Annotated in this window: 14 protein-coding genes and 1 rRNA gene; 2 read left to right on the top strand and 13 right to left on the bottom strand. The window is 69.1% G+C overall.

Annotated features, from left to right (window positions below):
* Window positions 1-27: 27 nt before the first annotated feature.
* The 3 genes from uvrC to LL239_RS14060 form a co-directional block, all read right to left on the bottom strand.
* Window positions 28-1971, bottom strand: a complete 1944-nt coding sequence (uvrC, locus tag LL239_RS14070; protein ID WP_228164075.1) for an excinuclease ABC subunit UvrC — start codon at window positions 1969-1971, stop codon at window positions 28-30.
* 3 nt (window positions 1972-1974) lie between these two features.
* Window positions 1975-4914 (bottom strand): excinuclease ABC subunit UvrA, encoded by a 2940-nt coding sequence (uvrA, locus tag LL239_RS14065; RefSeq protein ID WP_228164074.1) that lies wholly within the window; start codon window positions 4912-4914, stop codon window positions 1975-1977.
* Window positions 4915-5302: 388 nt separating this feature from the next.
* Window positions 5303-5737, bottom strand: coding sequence for a MarR family winged helix-turn-helix transcriptional regulator (locus LL239_RS14060; RefSeq protein WP_228164073.1), 435 nt, complete (start codon window positions 5735-5737; stop codon window positions 5303-5305).
* A 34-nt stretch (window positions 5738-5771) separates the two neighbouring features.
* Here LL239_RS14060 and LL239_RS14055 point away from each other — a divergent pair, with 34 nt between their 5' ends.
* Window positions 5772-6008 (top strand): hypothetical protein, encoded by a 237-nt coding sequence (locus LL239_RS14055; RefSeq protein WP_228164072.1) that lies wholly within the window; start codon window positions 5772-5774, stop codon window positions 6006-6008.
* Window positions 6009-6062: 54 nt separating this feature from the next.
* On the opposite strand, the gene LL239_RS14050 is transcribed toward LL239_RS14055, so the two are convergent.
* The 3 genes from LL239_RS14050 to coaE form a co-directional block, all read right to left on the bottom strand.
* Window positions 6063-6473, bottom strand: coding sequence for a VOC family protein (locus LL239_RS14050; RefSeq protein ID WP_228164071.1), 411 nt, complete (start codon window positions 6471-6473; stop codon window positions 6063-6065).
* 78 nt (window positions 6474-6551) lie between these two features.
* Complete coding sequence (uvrB, locus tag LL239_RS14045) at window positions 6552-8621, bottom strand: excinuclease ABC subunit UvrB (RefSeq protein WP_228164070.1); 2070 nt, start codon at window positions 8619-8621, stop codon at window positions 6552-6554.
* Between the two features lie 81 nt (window positions 8622-8702).
* A complete protein-coding gene (gene coaE / locus LL239_RS14040) occupies window positions 8703-9302 on the bottom strand; it encodes a dephospho-CoA kinase (protein WP_228164069.1) in 600 nt (199 codons plus the stop codon).
* 110 nt (window positions 9303-9412) lie between these two features.
* Here coaE and LL239_RS14035 point away from each other — a divergent pair, with 110 nt between their 5' ends.
* Window positions 9413-9793 (top strand): response regulator transcription factor, encoded by a 381-nt coding sequence (locus tag LL239_RS14035; protein ID WP_228164068.1) that lies wholly within the window; start codon window positions 9413-9415, stop codon window positions 9791-9793.
* Between the two features lie 13 nt (window positions 9794-9806).
* Here the strand turns inward: LL239_RS14035 and LL239_RS14030 are convergent, their stop codons facing one another.
* The 7 genes from LL239_RS14030 to rrf form a co-directional block, all read right to left on the bottom strand.
* Window positions 9807-10970, bottom strand: coding sequence for a hypothetical protein (locus tag LL239_RS14030; RefSeq protein WP_228164067.1), 1164 nt, complete (start codon window positions 10968-10970; stop codon window positions 9807-9809).
* Complete coding sequence (locus tag LL239_RS14025) at window positions 10952-12583, bottom strand: sensor histidine kinase (RefSeq protein WP_228164066.1); 1632 nt, start codon at window positions 12581-12583, stop codon at window positions 10952-10954. The genes LL239_RS14030 and LL239_RS14025 overlap by 19 nt, the downstream gene beginning before the upstream one ends.
* A 112-nt stretch (window positions 12584-12695) precedes the next feature.
* Window positions 12696-13361 carry a hypothetical protein gene (locus LL239_RS14020; protein ID WP_228164065.1) on the bottom strand — a complete coding sequence of 222 codons (666 nt, stop codon included), beginning with the start codon at window positions 13359-13361 and terminating at the stop codon, window positions 12696-12698.
* An 82-nt stretch (window positions 13362-13443) separates the two neighbouring features.
* Window positions 13444-13995: a GIY-YIG nuclease family protein gene (locus LL239_RS14015; RefSeq protein ID WP_228164064.1), complete on the bottom strand. Its 552-nt coding sequence runs from the start codon at window positions 13993-13995 to the stop codon at window positions 13444-13446.
* 40 nt (window positions 13996-14035) lie between these two features.
* Complete coding sequence (treS, locus tag LL239_RS14010; protein ID WP_228164063.1) at window positions 14036-16339, bottom strand: maltose alpha-D-glucosyltransferase; 2304 nt, start codon at window positions 16337-16339, stop codon at window positions 14036-14038.
* Window positions 16340-16413: 74 nt separating this feature from the next.
* A complete protein-coding gene (locus tag LL239_RS14005; RefSeq protein WP_228164062.1) occupies window positions 16414-17622 on the bottom strand; it encodes an MFS transporter in 1209 nt (402 codons plus the stop codon).
* Window positions 17623-17774: 152 nt separating this feature from the next.
* Window positions 17775-17839, bottom strand: a 5S ribosomal RNA gene (rrf, locus tag LL239_RS18210); the annotation flags it as partial.

Here is a 17839-nt window from a genome sequence, read left to right as displayed (position 1 = left end):
GATTCGCCCTTCCGTCGGAGTCCCAGCCTAGCGAGACAAGCGAGCGTGGATCGCCTCGGCGAGCGTCGGACCGATGCCCGGAAGCGCCGTGATCTCCTCGGGCGTGGCGTTCTTCAGCGCCGCCACGGAACCGAAGTGCCGCAGCAGCGCCTTGATGCGGGCGTCGCCGAGCCCGGGGACCTCGGTGAGCACGCTCGAGATGTCGCGCTTGCGACGTTTGCGCTGGTGCGTGATGGCGAACCGGTGGGCCTCGTCGCGCAGGCGCTGCAGAAGGTAGAGCGCCTCGGAGGTGCGCGGCAGGATCACCGGATAGTCCTCGCCCGGCAGCCACACCTCTTCGAGACGCTTGGCGATGCCGCACAGCGCGATCTCCTCATGGCCGGCGTCGGCGAGGGCACGCGCCGCGGCGGCCACCTGCGGCTGACCGCCGTCGACGACGAGCAACTGCGGACGGTAGGCGAACCGCGGACGCTTGCGCGTGGTGACGACCTCGCCGTCGGCGGTGGCCTCGGGGCTCTCGGCATCCGCGACGATCGCCCCGCCGAGTGTCTCGCGCTCCTCCTCGTCGGGACGGTCGAGGTAGGCCAACCGTCGGGTGAGCACCTGATACAGCGAGTCGGTGTCATCCGTGGTCTCGGCGACGCCGAACGAGCGGTACTGGTCCTTGCGCGGAAGGCCGTCCTCGAAGACGACCATGGATGCCACCACGTTGGTGCCGGCGAGGTGCGAGACGTCGTAGCACTCGATGCGCAGGGGCGCCTCGGCCAGTCCGAGCGCCTCCTGGAGATCGGTGAGCGCTTGCGAGCGGGCGACGTAGTCGCTCGTGCGCCGGGTCTTGTGGAGCATGAGCGCCTGCTGCGCGTTCAGGGTCGCCGTCTTCAGCAGATCGGATTTCGGTCCGCGCTGCGCGACCTGGAGCGAGACGGGGCGTCCGCGACGATCGCGCAGCCAGGCCTCGAGCTGCTCGGCATCGTCGGGCAGCTCGGGAACGAGCACCTGACGGGGGATGTCGGCGGGCGTGGCGTCGCCGTACGTACGCTGCAGGACCTGATCGACCAGGTCGGCACCGGAGATGTCGATCTCCTTCTCGATCGTGGTGGCCCGCACGCCGCGTACGCGCCCACCGCGCACGACGAAATGTTGCACGGTCGCGGCCAGCTCGTCCTCGGCGATGCCGAACAGGTCGGCATCGGTGTCGGCGGGCAGGACGAGCGCGCTCTTGCCCAGGACCGCGTCGATGGCCTGCAGCTTGTCGCGGTACCGCGCGGCGGCCTCGTAGTCCATGGCGGCCGACGCCTCCATCATCCGCGCGGTGAGCGCCTTGGTGAAGCGCTGGTCCCCTCCGGACATGAAGGCGACGAAGTCGTCGACCATGGCCCGGTGCTCCTCGATGGTCACCTTCATCGAGCACGGCCCGCCGCAGCGTCCGATCTGGCCGGGGAAGCACGGACGCCCGGACTGCATGGCCTTCTTGTAGGAGGCATCACTGCACGTGCGGATCGGGAAGACCTTGATCATCAGGTCGATCGTGTCGTGGACCGCCCAGACCTTCGGGTAGGGCCCGAAGTACTTCGCCCCCCGGATCTTCGGGTTGCGCGTGACGATGACGCGCGGAGCCTCATCGGCGAGGGTGATCGCCATGAAGGGGTAGGACTTGTCGTCGCGGTAGCGCACGTTGAACGGCGGATCGAACTCCTTGATCCACATGTACTCCAGCTGGAGCGAGTCGACGTCGCTCGGCACGACGGTCCATTCGACCGACGCCGCCGTCGTCACCATGCGTCGCGTGCGCTCGTGCAACGAGTACAGCGGCGCGAAGTAGTTCGACAGGCGCGCCCGCAGATTCTTGGCCTTGCCGACGTACAGCACACGCCCCTCGGCGTCACGGAACCGGTAGACCCCCGGGTTCGTGGGGATCTCACCCGGCTTGGGCCGATAGGGCAGGTGCGACACCCGTTCCCGGGATGCCACGGCTCAGGCTCCCGCGCGGGCCAGTTCCGGCTCGCGCTCGGCGGTGTTGCGCTGCGCTCCGGTGCGGCCGGTCTCGAGGAGCTCGGCGAGGAACGCCCCCGTGTGGCTCTCGGCGACCGTGGCCACCTGCTCGGGCGTGCCGGTCGCGACGATCGTTCCTCCGCCGGCACCGCCCTCGGGCCCCAGGTCGATGACCCAGTCCGAGCTCTTGATGACGTCGAGGTTGTGCTCGATGACGATGACCGTGTTGCCCTTGTCGACGAGGCCGTTGAGCACCTTCAACAGCAGCGACACGTCCTCGAAGTGCAGACCCGTCGTGGGCTCGTCGAGCACGTAGATCGAGCGGCCGTTGCTCCGGCGCTGCAGCTCCGTCGCGAGCTTGACGCGCTGCGCCTCGCCGCCGGACAGCGTCGTGGCCGACTGACCGAGTCGGACGTATCCGAGGCCCACGTCGACCAGCGTCTTCAGGTAGCGGTGAATGGCCTGGATCGGCTCGAAGAACTCCGCCGCCTCCGAAATCGGCATCTCGAGCACCTCGGCGATGTTCTTGCCCTTGTAATGCACCGAGAGCGTGTCGCGGTTGTACCGCTTGCCGTGGCACACCTCGCAGTCGACGTAGACGTCGGGCAGGAAGTTCATCTCGATCTTGAGCGTGCCGTCGCCCGAGCACGCCTCGCAGCGTCCGCCCTTGACGTTGAAGCTGAAGCGCCCGGCCTGGTAGCCGCGCACCTTCGCTTCCGGCGTCTCGCTGAACAGCGTGCGGATGCGGTCGAACACACCGGTGTAGGTCGCCGGGTTCGAGCGCGGCGTCCGGCCGATCGGCGCCTGGTCGACGTGCACGACCTTGTCGAGGTTGTCGAGACCCGTGACGCGCGTGTGCTTGCCGGGCACGCGGCGGGCACCGTTGAGCTTGGACGCGAGGACTTCGTACAGGATGCCGTTGACCAGCGTCGACTTGCCCGAACCGCTCACCCCGGTCACCGAGGTGAGCACGCCGAGCGGGAAGTCCACCGTGACGTTCTGCAGGTTGTTCTCCCGCGCGCCGACGACCGTGATCTGACGCTTCTTGTCGATCTTGCGGCGCTTCTTGGGCGCCTCGATCGACCGGCGCCCCGAGAGGTATGCGCCCGTGAGCGAGCGGTCGTCGTCGAGGAGCTGTGCGAGGGGCCCGGAGTGCACGACATTGCCCCCGTCGACGCCGGCGCGGGGGCCGATGTCGACGATCCAGTCGGCCGCGTGAATCGTCTCTTCGTCGTGCTCGACGACGATGAGCGTGTTCCCGAGGTCGCGCAGGGTCTCGAGGGTCTGGATGAGACGGCGGTTGTCGCGCTGGTGCAGACCGATCGACGGCTCATCGAGCACGTACAGCACGCCGGTGAGGCCCGACCCGATCTGCGTCGCGAGACGGATGCGCTGCGCCTCGCCGCCCGAGAGCGTTCCGGCGGCGCGCCCGAGGCTGAGGTAGTTCAGCCCGACCTGCAGCAGGAAGTCGAGGCGCGCCCGGATCTCGCGGAGCACCGCGGCGGCGATCGTCGCCTCCCGCTCCGTGAGGGTCAGCTTCGAGAAGAACTCTCGGGCGTCCGAGAGGCTCATGCGGGAGGCCGCGGCGATCGAGGTGCCGTCCACCAGCACCGCGAGCACCTCGGGCTTGAGCCGGTCGCCGTCGCACACCGCGCACGGGACTTCGCGCAGGTACTCCGACCAGCGCTGGCGCTGGGCGTCGGACTCGGCCTGAAGGTACTGCCGCTCGATGTAGGGGACGACGCCTTCGAAGCCCGAGGAGTACCGCATCTCGCGCCCGTAGCGGTTCTTCCACTTGACGGTGACCTTGTAGTTCTCGCCGCGCAGCACCGCGTTCTGCACGTCCTTCGAGAGGTCGCGCCACGGGGTGTCGAGCGAGAAGTCGAGATCGCGCGCGAGTCCCTCGAGGAGCCGCTCGTAGTACTGGAACAGCCCCTTGCCCTGGGTGGTCCAGGGCAGAATCGCGCCGTCGCGGATGGACAGCTCCTCGTCCCCCAGCATCAGGTCGACGTCGACGGACATGCGCGTGCCCAGGCCCGAGCACACCGGGCAGGCACCGAAGGGGGCGTTGAACGAGAACGTCCGCGGCTCGATCTCGGTGAGCTGCAGCGGGTGCCCGTTCGGGCACGCGAGCTTCTCGGAGAACGACTGCCACGCGGCGTCGCCCTCTTCGTCCACGAAGTTGACCTGCATGATGCCGCCGGCCAGCCCGAGGGCGGTCTCGACGGAGTCGGTCACGCGGCTGAGGATGTCGCCGGATGCCACGAGACGGTCGACCACGACGGCGATGTCGTGCTTGTAGCTCTTCTTCAGCGTCGGCGGCTCGGCCAGCTGGATGAGTTCTCCATCGACGACGGCGCGGGCGTAGCCCTTGGCGGACAGCTCCTTGAAGAGGTCGACGAACTCCCCCTTCTTCTGCGTCACGACGGGCGCCACGATCTGGTAGCGCGTGCGCTCGGGCAGCTCCATCAGCTGGTCGGCGATCTGCTGGACCGTCTGACGCTGAATGCGCGCGCCGCAGTCCGGGCAGTGCGGCACGCCGATGCGCGCCCACAGCAGACGCATGTAGTCGTGGATCTCGGTGATCGTGCCGACGGTCGACCGCGGGTTGCGGTTGGTCGACTTCTGGTCGATCGACACCGCCGGGCTCAGACCCTCGATGAAGTCGACGTCGGGACGGTCGACCTGACCGAGGAACTGGCGCGCATACGCGCTCAGGGATTCGACGTACCGGCGCTGCCCCTCGGCGAAGATCGTGTCGAACGCCAGGCTGGACTTCCCCGACCCCGAGAGGCCGGTGAACACCACGAGCGAATCACGCGGAATGTCGAGGTCGACGTTCTTCAGATTGTGGACGCGGGCACCACGAACACTGAGCTTTCCGCTGGTGTTTCCGGGAGACGAGACAGGAACGATGGGCACCCGACAAGTCTAGGTTCCCCCTCCGACATCGGTCCCGGGTTCGCCCCGGGCGCACATGTGTGCGACGTGCGCAACGCCGCGAAGAGGCGCAGAGCGCGCGGTCCGCCCGCTCATGGCGTCGTCCGCGACGGTGCGCGGCGGCATCCTGAACGGCGGCCGCGTCCGCGGTCGGCGCATCCTCAGCGATCCGCGTCACCTCGGCCTCGGAACCTCGGTGCCTGCGGAGGTTGCGCCGAACGCTGAGACGGCGACGAACGCGGAGACCCCGCGCCGGCGCGCGGGTCCCTCCGGCATCCACCGCACCCTCACCCGATGCCGAACACCGCCGGACGCGGAGCCGATCCCGCTGCGTCGCGCATCGCCGCATTCGATCGAGTCGGACCCGATCTCAGCTGGCCGGGTCGAACCGCCTCGCGAACGGGGCCAGTCCGTCGCGCAGGGCGACCAACGCGCTCTCGTCGATCCCGACGCGCTTCATGATCTGCGCCGGGACCGCCAGCGCGTGCTCGCGCAGTGCCCGGCCGTCCTCGGTGAGATCGATGTCGAGGACGCGCTCGTCGTCCGCCCGACGCGTGCGCCGGACCCGCCCCTGGGCTTCGAGCCGCTTGACCAGCGGCGAGAGCGTCGCCGGCTCCATCGCGAGCTCTCCCGCCAGGGCGCTCAGGGACCGCGGAGCGCGTTCCCACAACGCCAGCATGACGAGGTACTGCGGGTGGGTGAGCCCGAGCGGCTCGAGGACAGGGCGATAGATCGACACGACGTTGCGGGCAGCCGTGACGAGGGCGAAGCACACCTGGTTCTCCAACCGCAGCGGATCGTCCACACACCCTCCTCAATTAGTTAGTACACTAATGATCATGGCACAAAAGGATGCCGATCGACCCCCGCTGCGCGAACGCGTGCGGGAAGCCGGCGGGTGGTACCAGTACATCAACACGCGACTCATCCGCGTCGCCGGCCCCGCGTCGGTGGGACCGTATGACACGACTCCCGAGCCGGTCCGCACCGGACGCCCCTGCCCCTTGTGCGGCCACCCCATGTCGGAGCACAGCGTCGACCGAACCGGGCCGAAGCCGCTGCTCCACTGCCCGTGAAAGGAGCCGCGGTGCCCGTGGAGGTGACCGCGACCGCGGTCCCGATTTCTGCGCTCAGGGGAGGCGCAGCCGACCTGCCTCGTCCAACGGCCAACCGGGATTGACCGCGATCTCCCACGGGTGACCGTCCAAGTCGAGGAACACCCCGGAATACCCGCCCCACGCCGTCGGGCCACCGGCCCGGCCGAGCGACGCGCCTGCCGCGACGGCGGTCGCGAGGATCGCGTCCACCTCCTCGGGCGTGCGCACGTTGTGGGCGAGCGTGATTCCGCCCCATCCGCCTGCGTCCCCGACCGTCGAGTCCGCGGCCAGCTTCTCACGCGCCCACAGGGCGACGATCATGCCGTCGGCGTTGAAGAAGACGACCTCGCCTTCCACCGACGCCGGATGCGGTCGCCACCCGAGGCCCCGGTAGAACTCGAGAGCGCGCTCGAGGTCATGCACCCCCAGTGTGATCAGAGACACTCTCTGCTCCACGATGCTCCCCGTGTCCCGTCTCTGCCGCGGCCCGCGATCAGGCGCACTCCGGCCGCTCAGCGCCCGTCACGCGTGGCCCGCGCGCTCCATCGCCCGAAGCTCCTTCTTGAGATCCTGCACCTCGTCGCGCAGACGCCCCGCGAGCTCGAACTTCAGCTCGCTCGCCGCCGCGAGCATCTGCTGCGTGAGATCGGCGATCGTGGACTCCAACTGATCGGCACCCTCGGCCGCGATCCCGGTGCGTCGCAGCTGCGGTGTCGGGGACTTGCCCTTGCCCGCCTTGTCGTTGCGAGACAGCAGGCTCCGCGTGTCCGATGCCTCGCGGGCGAGCACCTCGGTGATGTCGGCGATCTTCTTGCGCAGAGGCTGGGGGTCGATGCCGTTCGCCGTGTTGTAGGCGATCTGCTTCTCGCGTCGTCGCTCGGTCTCGTCGATCGCGTTCTGCATCGAGTCGGTGATCTTGTCAGCGTACATGTGCACCTCGCCCGACACGTTTCGCGCGGCGCGACCGATCGTCTGGATGAGCGAGGTTCCGCTGCGCAGGAACCCCTCTTTGTCGGCATCCAGGATCGCCACCAACGACACCTCGGGGAGGTCGAGGCCCTCGCGCAGCAGGTTGATGCCCACGAGCACGTCGTAGACACCGGCGCGGAGTTCGGTGAGCAGTTCGACGCGCCGGAGCGTGTCGACGTCGGAATGCAGATACCGCACGCGCACGCCGTGCTCGCCGAGGAAGTCGGTGAGCTCTTCGGCCATCTTCTTCGTCAGAGTCGTCACCAGCACCCGCTCGTCGCGATCGACGCGGATACGGATCTGCTCGAGCAGGTCATCGATCTGGCCCTTAGACGGCTTCACGACGATCTCCGGATCGACGAGGCCGGTGGGACGGATGATCTGTTCCACGACGCCGTCGGCGATGCCCATCTCGTACCGGCCCGGCGTCGCCGACAGATATACCGTCTGGCCGATCCGGTTCTTGAACTCGTCCCACCGCAGCGGGCGGTTGTCCATGGCGCTCGGCAGACGGAATCCGTGCTCGACGAGCGTGCGCTTGCGCGAGGCGTCTCCCTCGTACATCGCACCGATCTGCGGCACCGTCACGTGCGACTCGTCGATGACGAGCAGGAAATCGTCGGGGAAGAAGTCCAGCAGCGTGTGCGGCGGATCGCCGGCATTGCGCCCGTCGAGATGACGCGAGTAGTTCTCAATGCCCGAGCAGAAGCCGAGCTGCTGCAGCATCTCGAGATCGAACGTCGTGCGCATGCGCAGGCGCTGGGCCTCGAGCAGCTTGTTCTGCGACTCGAGCTCCTTCAGTCGCTCGCCGAGCTCGTGCTCGATGGTCCCGATCGCGCGCTGCACGGTGTCGGTGCCGGCGACGTAGTGGGAAGCGGGGAAGATCGGCACGGAATCCATCTTCTGGATCACGTCGCCGGTCAGCGGGTGCAGGGTGTACAGCGCCTCGATCTCGTCGCCGAACATCTCGATGCGGATCGCGTACTCCTCGTAGACCGGGATGATCTCGATCGTGTCCCCGCGGACGCGGAAGTTGCCGCGGGAGAAGTCGACATCGTTGCGGTTGTACTGCATGGCGATGAACTTGCGGATGAGCGCGTCACGGTCGTACCGCTCCCCCACCTGCAGCGCGACCATCGCCCGCAGGTACTCCTCGGGAGCACCGAGGCCGTAGATGCACGACACCGTGGAGACCACGACGACGTCGCGCCGCGAGAGCAGCGAGTTCGTCGTCGAGTGGCGCAGACGCTCAACCTCGGCATTGATCGAGGAGTCCTTCTCGATGAACGTATCGGTCTGCGGGACGTACGCCTCGGGCTGGTAGTAGTCGTAGTACGAGACGAAGTACTCGACGGCGTTGTTCGGCATGAGCTCACGGAACTCGTTGGCCAACTGCGCGGCGAGGGTCTTGTTGTGCGCGAGCACGAGCGTCGGACGCTGAACGGCCTCGACGAGCCACGCCGTCGTCGCCGACTTGCCGGTGCCGGTGGCACCGAGCAGCACGACGTCGGTCTCGCCCGCATTGATGCGCGCGGCCAGATCGGCGATCGCCTGCGGTTGATCGCCGGACGGAGAGTATTCGCTGACGACCTCGAAGGGGCGGACGGAACGCGTGGCCTGCATGTTTCCAGCGTAGGCGGGGCCTCCGACATCGGGGCCCGCCCGGCGTTCGCCGTGCGCGAGCAGGGTCGCGCAAGAAGCGGGTCAGCGACGCGAGAGGCGCTCCCACAACTCATCGACCTGGCGGCGGGTCTCTTCCATGTCGCCCGAGGTGTCGATCACGACGTCTGCGAGCGCCAGCCGTTCGTCGTCCCCCACCTGAGCCGCGATGCGGGCGCGGGCCTCCGATTCCGATGACCCGCGCTGATCGATCAGGCGCCGGACCCGCTGCTCGACGGGAGCGTGGGCGACGACGACGAGGTCCCACTCGTCCCCGCCGCGGGCCTCAGCCAGCAGCGGTACGTCGTACACGACGACGGCCCGAGGATCGGCGGCGAACGCCGCGCGGAATCTCCGCTGTGACTCCTCGCGCACGGCGGGGTGCACGAGAGCGTTGAGCGCGGCCAGGCGCTCGGGGTGTCCGAAAACGCGCGCGCCGAGAGCGGGGCGGTCGAGTGAACCGTCCGGTCGGAGCACGTCGCCTCCGAACTCGGCCACGATGGCATCGAGCACGGGGGATCCCGGGGCCTGCACCTCGCGCACGATGGCGTCGGCATCGATGACGACGGCGCCCCGCTCGGCCAGCATCCGGGAGATCGTGGACTTGCCCGACGCGATTCCGCCGGTCAACGCGAGGAGGGTCACCCCTCGAGGATGCCACAGCCCTCGCGTCCGCCGGCCGGCGAGGCGCCGGGTGGTCTAGCATTCCCTCAAGGCCGCATCCGGGCCCCCGACCGGTAGGCGAGAGTGTCATCATGCCGAATCCGAACGTCGTGGTCGTCATCGAGGACGACGTCGATATCCGTTCGCTGCTCACCGCTGTCCTCGAGCCCGCGGGCTTCGTCGTGCACGCCGCCATCGACGGGCTCGCCGGAATCGAGGCGGTGCGGGAAACCGACCCCGCCGTCACGACGCTCGACGTCAGCATGCCCGGGCTCGACGGTTTCGCGACCGCCCGCCGGATCCGCGAGTTCAGCGGAACCCGCATCCTGATGGTGAGCGCACGGGTGGATGCCACGGAGGAACGCCTCGCGCGCGAGGCCGGCGCCGACGACTACCTCACGAAGCCCTTCCGTCCGCGCGAGCTCCGCGCCCGCGTCCAGGCGCTGGTCGCCGGGGACCACACGGCGGTCTGACCCGCGGCCGCGGTCAGCCCCCGATCGAGCCGAAAGGCTGCTCGCCGGTCTGCGCGGCGCGGCCGGCCGCGGCGTCCGCACGGTCGACCAGGGTCGGACCGTCCCCGCCCTCCGCCGACGCCAGGGCAACGCCGATGCCCACGACCGGCACCACCGAGGTCCCCACAGCGGAGAGGTCGGCTACGACGCGCTCGTGCAGAACGTGTACCAGCCGGCGGAGGTCCGCGCCGGGGGTGGTGGCGAAGGCGATCGCCAGGCCGGTGGCATCCGCTTCGCCGACGAGCGCCATGGTGGGGGCGTGCCGACGAACGGACGCTCGGAACGCGAGCGCCATCTCCTCGGCCTCCTCGGGCCCGAAGGCCGTCGCCACCCGGCGCAGATCGTCGACCCGGATGCCGACGACGCAGACATCCTCCCCGGCGGCGCGTGCGCGATCCGCGACGATGGTCACGGTGGCTCCGAACGACTCGCGCAGCAGGACGCCGTTGCGGTCCACGATGAGCTGACGGGTCTTGGGATTGCCCCGAAGGGCCGACTCGCTCGTGCGCAGCACCGAGGTCACGACCACAGCCGCCACGACCAGGGTCATCGTGAGCAGGGCCGATACCTGCGTCCCGAAGAACCCGAGGAAGATCTCGCTCTCCGGGCCCTGCACGATGAAGACGACCGTTCGGACGAGGAACCACACCGCCTCCACGCTGAGGACGACGGTGAGCCCCGCCGCGCTCCATCGACGACCGACCGCGCCGCGGCGGGTCTCGATGCCGCCGAGCACGGCGAAGAGCGCGTTGCCCAGGAACAGTGCCACGGCGCCCGCCCAGTCCCCCGCGGCCGGGCCCTCCACGAGCGCCAGCACGGCGACCGCGACGGGAACGAGGGAGGCCACCATGACGGGTACGCGCACGTCGCGTCCGTTGAAGGCCATGCAGCCCAGCCAGATGAGGGCGGTCGCGGCCACGAAGGCGCCGTTGCCGAGGGCCACCGCCACGAACGCATCCGGAACGGTGATCCAGACCAGGTAGGCGACCGCGGAGAACACGCCGGCGAGGAACGCCGCCGCCCACAGTCGACCCGGGAGCGCGTCCCTGAGCATGAGGGTGTCCAGCAGGTACATCACCGCCGACACCAGGATCACCAGGGCCGCGGCCGTCTGCAGGCTCAAGACGTCGAGGACCATGACGCCGTTCCTTCCTCCTGGGGCAGGCGCACCGTGAAGACCGTGCCCGTCCCCTGTTGCGTCTGCACGGTGATGTCCCCGCCGTGCGCACGCACGATGTCGCGGCTGATGGCGAGGCCGAGTCCACTGCCGTGGATCGAGGAGTTGCGGACGGCATCCGCGCGGAAGAACCTCTCGAAGATCCTTCCCTCCTCGCTGGGGGAGATCCCCGGGCCGTCGTCGGCCACGCGGATGACGACCGCGTCGCCCTCCCGCGTCGCCGAGACCACCACGACCCCGCCGCGCGCGTTGAACTTCACTGCGTTGGACACCAGATTGTCGACGACCTGGCGCAGACGGCGCGCGTCGACGACGGCCGGAGCGGAGCACACTCCCGTCGCGTCGAGCCGGATGCCGTGCGCCGACGCCAGCGGAGCGAGCGACGTCAGAGCGCTTTCGACGATGTCCGCCACGTCCGCCGTGGTGAGGTCGAGGTCGAACTCGACGCCGTTGCGGGAGGCCGCGGACATCGCCAGGATGTCCGCGACGAGCTCCCGCAGGCGGACGGCGTTGCGTCCCGCGATCTCCAGCTGCTCGCGTGTGGCGGCATCCAGTCGCTCGTCGTCGAGGGCGAGCTCGAGGTACCCGATCACCGAGGTCAGGGGTGTACGGAGCTCGTGGGACACGCTGGCAACGAGGTCGTCTCGCGCGCGCAGCGCCTGCTCCTCGGTCGTCACGTCGCGCGAGACGACCACGGTGCCGCCGTCAGTGGAGTCGCGCGCGGGGAGGCGGCGCGCGGTGACGTTCAGTGCCCGGCGGTTCTCTCCCGGCATCCCGAACCACACCAGTTCACCCTCGAACACCTGGCCCGCCCGCGCACGCGAGAGGGGGGTCTCGGAAGGGTCGAGACGGGTCGTGCCGTCCGCGGCGAAGGCCGCCGACGACGCGCCCAACGGATCCACGTTGGCCTGGAGACGCGCGTGGGCTTCGTTGCTCACGGCATACTCGCCGTCCGCGGTGATGCGGATGACGCCGAAGTCCACGGCGTCGAGCACCTCCGTCACCAGATCCTCCTGTCGTCGCGAGCGCTCGAGCGACCGGCGCAGTTCTGCCGACTGCTTCTCCAGCAGCGAACGATGAGCGCGTGCGCGTCGCGCCGCGAAGTGCGACATCGTCGCGAGCGCCACGAGGGTGAAGGGCAGCACGAACGTCGAGGCGGCGAAGCGCTGCGACTGGTCGAAGGCCTGGTAGCCCACCATCATCGAAACGGCGACGGTCAGGCAGATCACCCCGCGGACGCCGAACACCGCGCCGATCCAGATCGCCGGGAAGGCCCACAGGAGTCCCACCCCCGCGACCGGTGCGCTCTCTCGCATCAGTCCGATCGCGGCGACGTCCACGACGGGAACGGCCAGCAGGACCCACGACGGCATCCGTTCGGCGGGGATCAACACCACGAGCGCGGCGCACCCGAAGACCATGCCCGCACTCGCAACGAACAGCGTCACGTGCTGGATCTGCTCGAGGAGCAGAGTCACCACAGCCGCCAGCACCATGGCGGAGGCCTGAAGAAGCTGGCTCACCAGAAGAGCGCGATGCAGACCGATCCGCTCGCTCAGGGACGGGCCGGACATGGCCTCGACCCTATCTCGCGGACGGCCGCGCACGCCTTCGCCCACGCTGAGCGCGCCTCACATGACAGGGAGACCCGTCATCGAACGGGCGTGACGGGGACCTTGCGGGGCGTCAGAACCCGAAGTCGCCACCGAAATCGCCACCGAAATCGCCGAACCCGCCCGCGTCGGCTGCACCGGGGTCGTCGAAGGATGCCGCATCGCCCCCATCCGCGGCCGCACCGTCCTCGAACCCGGCGGCGTACCCCGGATCGAACAGCGATCCGACGAGAGCCGAGCCGATGACGTATCCGCCGATCGTGCCCAGCATCGACGCCCCGAGCATCGACCCGAAGCCCGAACCGCCCATTCCACCGCCGAACGATCGCCCTCCAAAGGTGCGCTCCATGAATCCCGGGCGCGTGTACTCGGCGCGAGTGGCTGCGCGCGCGAGCGTCGCCGGGTCGTCGCCCACCGGCCGCTCAGCCGCCGGGAGTCCGGCAGAGAGCTCCTGCAACACCTGCTGGCGTTGGCTGGGGGTCAGACGGGCGAAGGCTTCGGCGTGCACCTGCTCCACCGTTTCGGGCGGGGCGGTGCGCAGCAGGTAGCGGTATCGCTCCAGCGCCTGCGCGTCGTCGCTCGAGCCGGCTGACGCGGTTCCCGTGCTCCCCGGCGGGGGCGGCGGGACGTATCGGCCGCCTCCGTCGCGAGAACCGCTGGGGGGCGCGTACGGAGCGCGGGAGACGTGCTCGCGGCGCTCGTCGTCACTGCCGCCGAAGAGTCGATCGAGGAAGCCCATGATTGCCCTCCCGGTGTCTGGGGACTTCACGGTAAAGCGGATGCCTTTGAGTCGCCTGTGCGGCGGGAGTCAGGCCCGCACCTCAGCTCTGCCGCGCGAACGCTTCGCTGGTCCAGCGGGCGAAAAGATCCCACGGATCCACGATGCCCGCGGTCAGCGACGCGAGGTGAGCTTCCAAGGCGGCGCTCCGATCGAACCACTCGGATCCGCCGAGCCGCTCGGCGGCGAACTGCTCGTGGCGGCGTCGCTCGAGCGCCCGATCGCCTCGTTCGAACGCGAGCAGCTCGTCGTGCCGGATCGCTCGCAGACGCTGCCGTGGATGCGCGCTCGTCCCGATCTTGACCCTGTCGTGGAACCGCAGGTAGTAGACCACGTCGATCCGCGGAGGCGGGAGCTCGGTGTCGACCGGCTCGCCGTGGCGCCACTCGCACACGGCGCACAGCCACCCGCTCGGCCAGCGCACCCCGAGTCGGGATCCGCACAATCGGCACGGGGTGGGAAGGACATCCGTGACCCCGTCGCGACGCCCGGCCCACTCGGCGGCGACGATCAGGTGCTCCTCGCACAGTCCGACAGGAGCCCCCGGCGCAGCGACGTCGCGACAGTCGGGGGCGAGACACGATGCTTCGCTCATGCTCGGCAGCGTAGGTCCCACCCCCGACACCACCGCGGCGTCAGTCCTCGACGGGCTCCGGTGCCTGCATGCGCAGGAACAGACCCGCGTACGGTCCCAGTTCGAGCGCGAAGCTCTGCAGCTCGTCCACGCGACCCAGGATGTCGCCGGTCGCCGCATCGACCGCGGTGCTCTGCGGAACCAGCCACTCCGAACGCACGGTGCCCTCGATGCTCTCGCCCGAGAAGTTCAGCACGGTGATCTGCAGCGGCGCATCCTCGAGGCGACGATCGCCACCGTCGAGCCGGTGCACCATCACGAGCATGCTGGGGTGCCCGACCTGCGGGATGTCCACCTGCGACGCGACGGCGATCCCGTTCTCACGGCGGATCCGCAAAATGTCGCGCAGGCCGGCGAGGAACGAGTCGGGGTCGGCCTGCTGCTGCCCGAGTGATCCGTAGAGCGACCGGGCGCGCGGCATCCCGGAGGCCGAGGTGGACGCATCGGGCGCGACGTCGAGAAGGTCGTGGGCACCGCGCTCGATCCAGCGCGTGTCGCCCGACGCGATGAGGTGCCGCACCTCGTCGGCGTGCAGCGTGAGCGATCCGGTGAGATCCCATCCCGAGAGCGCGAAAACGCCCGGCTGCCAGGAGTTGTACTTGGCCAGCAGCAGGTGCGCATCGCGGATGGCGGGAACGTCGGCGTCCGTGATGTCGTCCAGGGTCGCCTTGCCCTGCGTCGCCGCGATCAGCGACGCGGTCGTGCAGGCGATGCCGTTCTGTGTGAAGACGAGGTTGTAGTCCGCGTCGACCGTGAGGGCCTGCGTCAGCTCGGCCCGTACGGTCTCGGCGATCTCGGCGCCGGTGGACTCCCCATGCCGGAAGGGGTACACCGTGTCGCGGTGTGTGGTGGCCCAGTGCACCAGCTCGTAGGTCAGCTCGTCGTGGTTCTGCATCCCGTGCACGAGCTGCACCGGCTCCACGCCGGTCTCCAGCGCCGTGGTCAGGGCGAGTCGGAGGAACTCCGTGTTCGCCGTCGCGAGCGCGTGGTGGTAGCCGGGCCGCGTCACGAAGTCGTACGACAGGTCGGCGCCGACGGCGCCCGTGTCGCGGATGTCCTCCATCGTGAGATTGAGTTCCTGGAACGTGAAGCCGCCGACCTTGCGGACCATCCCCGCAATGATGTGGTTGGCCGCGTGCGAGAGCGGGTGCCCTTCGGACCACGCGGGCAGACCCTCGGCGCTCTTCTCCACGCCGAGGAACCCGTTGGCATCCAGCCGCAGCGCACTCGTGCCCAGGTCGCCCAGGGAGTGCAGCGCATCGCCGATCACCAACCGCATCCCCGCGAAGGTCGGGTCCAGCCAGTTGATCGAGGGCTGCCCCTCCTTGAAGTAGTGCAGATACACCCACCGGCGCTCGAGGCCGTCCGTGCCGACGACCGGCGCCGTGGCGCTCCAGTTCGTCTCCTTGACCCCGGGGGTGTAGAAGATGACCCGCTGCAACTCGCCGATGATGTAGCCGCGTGCGCTGAGCTCGCGCTCGGTCTCGGAGTCCAGATTGACCGAATCACGCCCAGCGGGCACCTCGGGAAGAAGCCCCCAGTCCTCGCGCGGGATCTCGACCATGTGGTAGATGCCGGGGTAGTCCTTGTACGCCATCTCGGCGAGACGGAAATCTGCGCCCTTCCCCGTGTGACCGGGAACGATGTCGTCGATCACGCTGCCGCCGTGGGCGTCGGCCACGTCGGCCATGCGCCGGAAGGCGTTCTCGTCACCGAACTCGGGATCGATCTGCGTGCTGATGCGGTCGAAGTGGCCGTCTACGCTCGGTGTCTCCTGCCACCCGCTGATTCCGCCCGCGCGCTTGACGGGCCCGGTGTGGATGCCGTTGATGCCCACCCATTCGAACGCCTCCCACAGCGCCTCGTCACCGAGGGCGTCGAGGAACGACTCGCCCGGTCGGGCCATGAGCGAAATGGGGTACGCCGTGAACCACACGTCGGTCGATTCGATGGCGCGCCGCGCGTCGGGACGCGCATAGGGATTGCGCCACATCGACGGCTGCCCCGAGAGCTGCCGGCTCAGAACGTCGGCGTCCTTCAGCATCGACTGCCGGACGAGCCACTCCACGTACGAGGGGTTCGCACCGTTCGCGTTCCGCGGATCGGTGAGGAAGCGGCGCAACGTGCCGCCGCGGAACTGGTCACGCGGACGCAGGCGACGCGGACGGGCCGGATAGCGCTGTTCGTCGTAGCTGATCTCGGCCACGGGGTCGGCGGTCTCCTCGGCCGATCCATCGTCGATACCGTCCTGCGGCGTCCGTGCTGTCGTCAGCTCGTCGGCGTCATCCACTCGCGACCTCCTCATGTCGTCGTACCGACGCTAGTCGCGATGGACGACATCGTGGTGAGGGATTGACCCGGGGACGCGGAGCGTTCGCCTCACGCGACCCTGCCCGGGCGGAGCGCCGCCCACGCCAGGCCGGCGGCGGCTGCGCACATCGCGATCACCGTGCCGACGAACCAGACCCACCCTCCCGCCGCGAACACGACGCCGAGGAGCCAGCCGAACAGGCTCGAGCCGCCGTAGTAGCCCAGGTAGTAGAGGGAGGAAGCTTGTGCGCGAGCCTCCGGCGCGGCCGCGACCGGAGTCCACCCCGACGCAACGGCGTGCGCGGCGAAGAATCCCGCCGTGAAGATCACGAGGCCGACGAGGACGACAGCCGTCGAGGGGACGATCATCAGCGCCGCGCCGACAGCCGTCACGCCGATCGATCCCGTCAGCACCGCGAACCGCCCCCGCCGGACGGCGACGGCCCCCGCGCGCGGAGAAGACACCGTTCCCGCCAGATACGCGAGGAACAGCAGCGTCACGACACCGGGTGCGAGCGCGAACGGAGGATCGAGGAGGTGGAAACCGAGATAGTTGTAGACCGCCACGAACGCACCCATGAGCAGAAAGCCTTGCGCGTACAACGCAAGCTGCGCCGGCGATCGCAGATTCACGCCCAGACGACCGGCGATCGACAACCCCGGGGTGGCGCGGCGACGGCCCGGGACGAACCCCCGCGCGCGAGGAATCAGAACGAGGAACACCGCGGATGCCATGGCGCACAGCACTATGACGGATGCCACGCCCCACCGCCATCCGGCGGCTTCGCCCACCGGCCCGGCCACAAGCCTTCCTGTTAGCCCACCAACGGTCGTGCCGGCGATGTAGGACCCAGCGGCGGCGGCGACGTGACGTACGGAAACCTCCTCACTGAGGTAGGCCAGAGCGACGGCGGGCACAGCGCCGAGGGCGGCTCCCTCGAAGAGGCGGAGGATCAGCAGAGACGTCATGTCGGGCGCGAACGGGGCGGCCGCGCCCAGGAGCGTGGCCCCCACGACCCCCAGTGCCATCGCGGGAACGCGCCCGATGCGATCTGCGACGAGCGACCACGGCAGGACCGCAGCCGCGAGTCCGAGCGTCGAGGCCGACACCGTGAGCGCCGCTGTCGCCGGGCCCGTCCGGGTATCCGACGCGATCTGCGGGAGCAGCGCCTGTGTGGCATACAACTGCGCGAACGTCGCCACTCCCCCGAAGAAGAGAGCCACGAGTAGGCGGCGATACTCACGGCTCCCCGGGAGGTGTCCTGTGAAGCCGCTCACTCTGAGACCCTATCCCGGCAGGGGCGGCAAGGCTCGACAGGAGACGGCGCCGATCGCTCCTCACGAGGAGAAGCGATCGACGCCTCGGCAACGAATGTGTCCGTATATGCGAAATGGCCACCCAGCGTTGGGTGGCCATTTCGTGTGAAGAAGTCCGGCGGTGTCCTACTCTCCCACAGGGTCCCCCCTGCAGTACCATCGGCGCTGAGAGGCTTAG

Origin of the sequence: Microbacterium testaceum, from assembly GCF_020781835.1 — a bacterium.
Taxonomy (GTDB): Bacteria; Actinomycetota; Actinomycetes; order Actinomycetales; family Microbacteriaceae; genus Microbacterium; species Microbacterium testaceum_H.
This window is presented reverse-complemented; position numbering and strand designations above follow the sequence as displayed.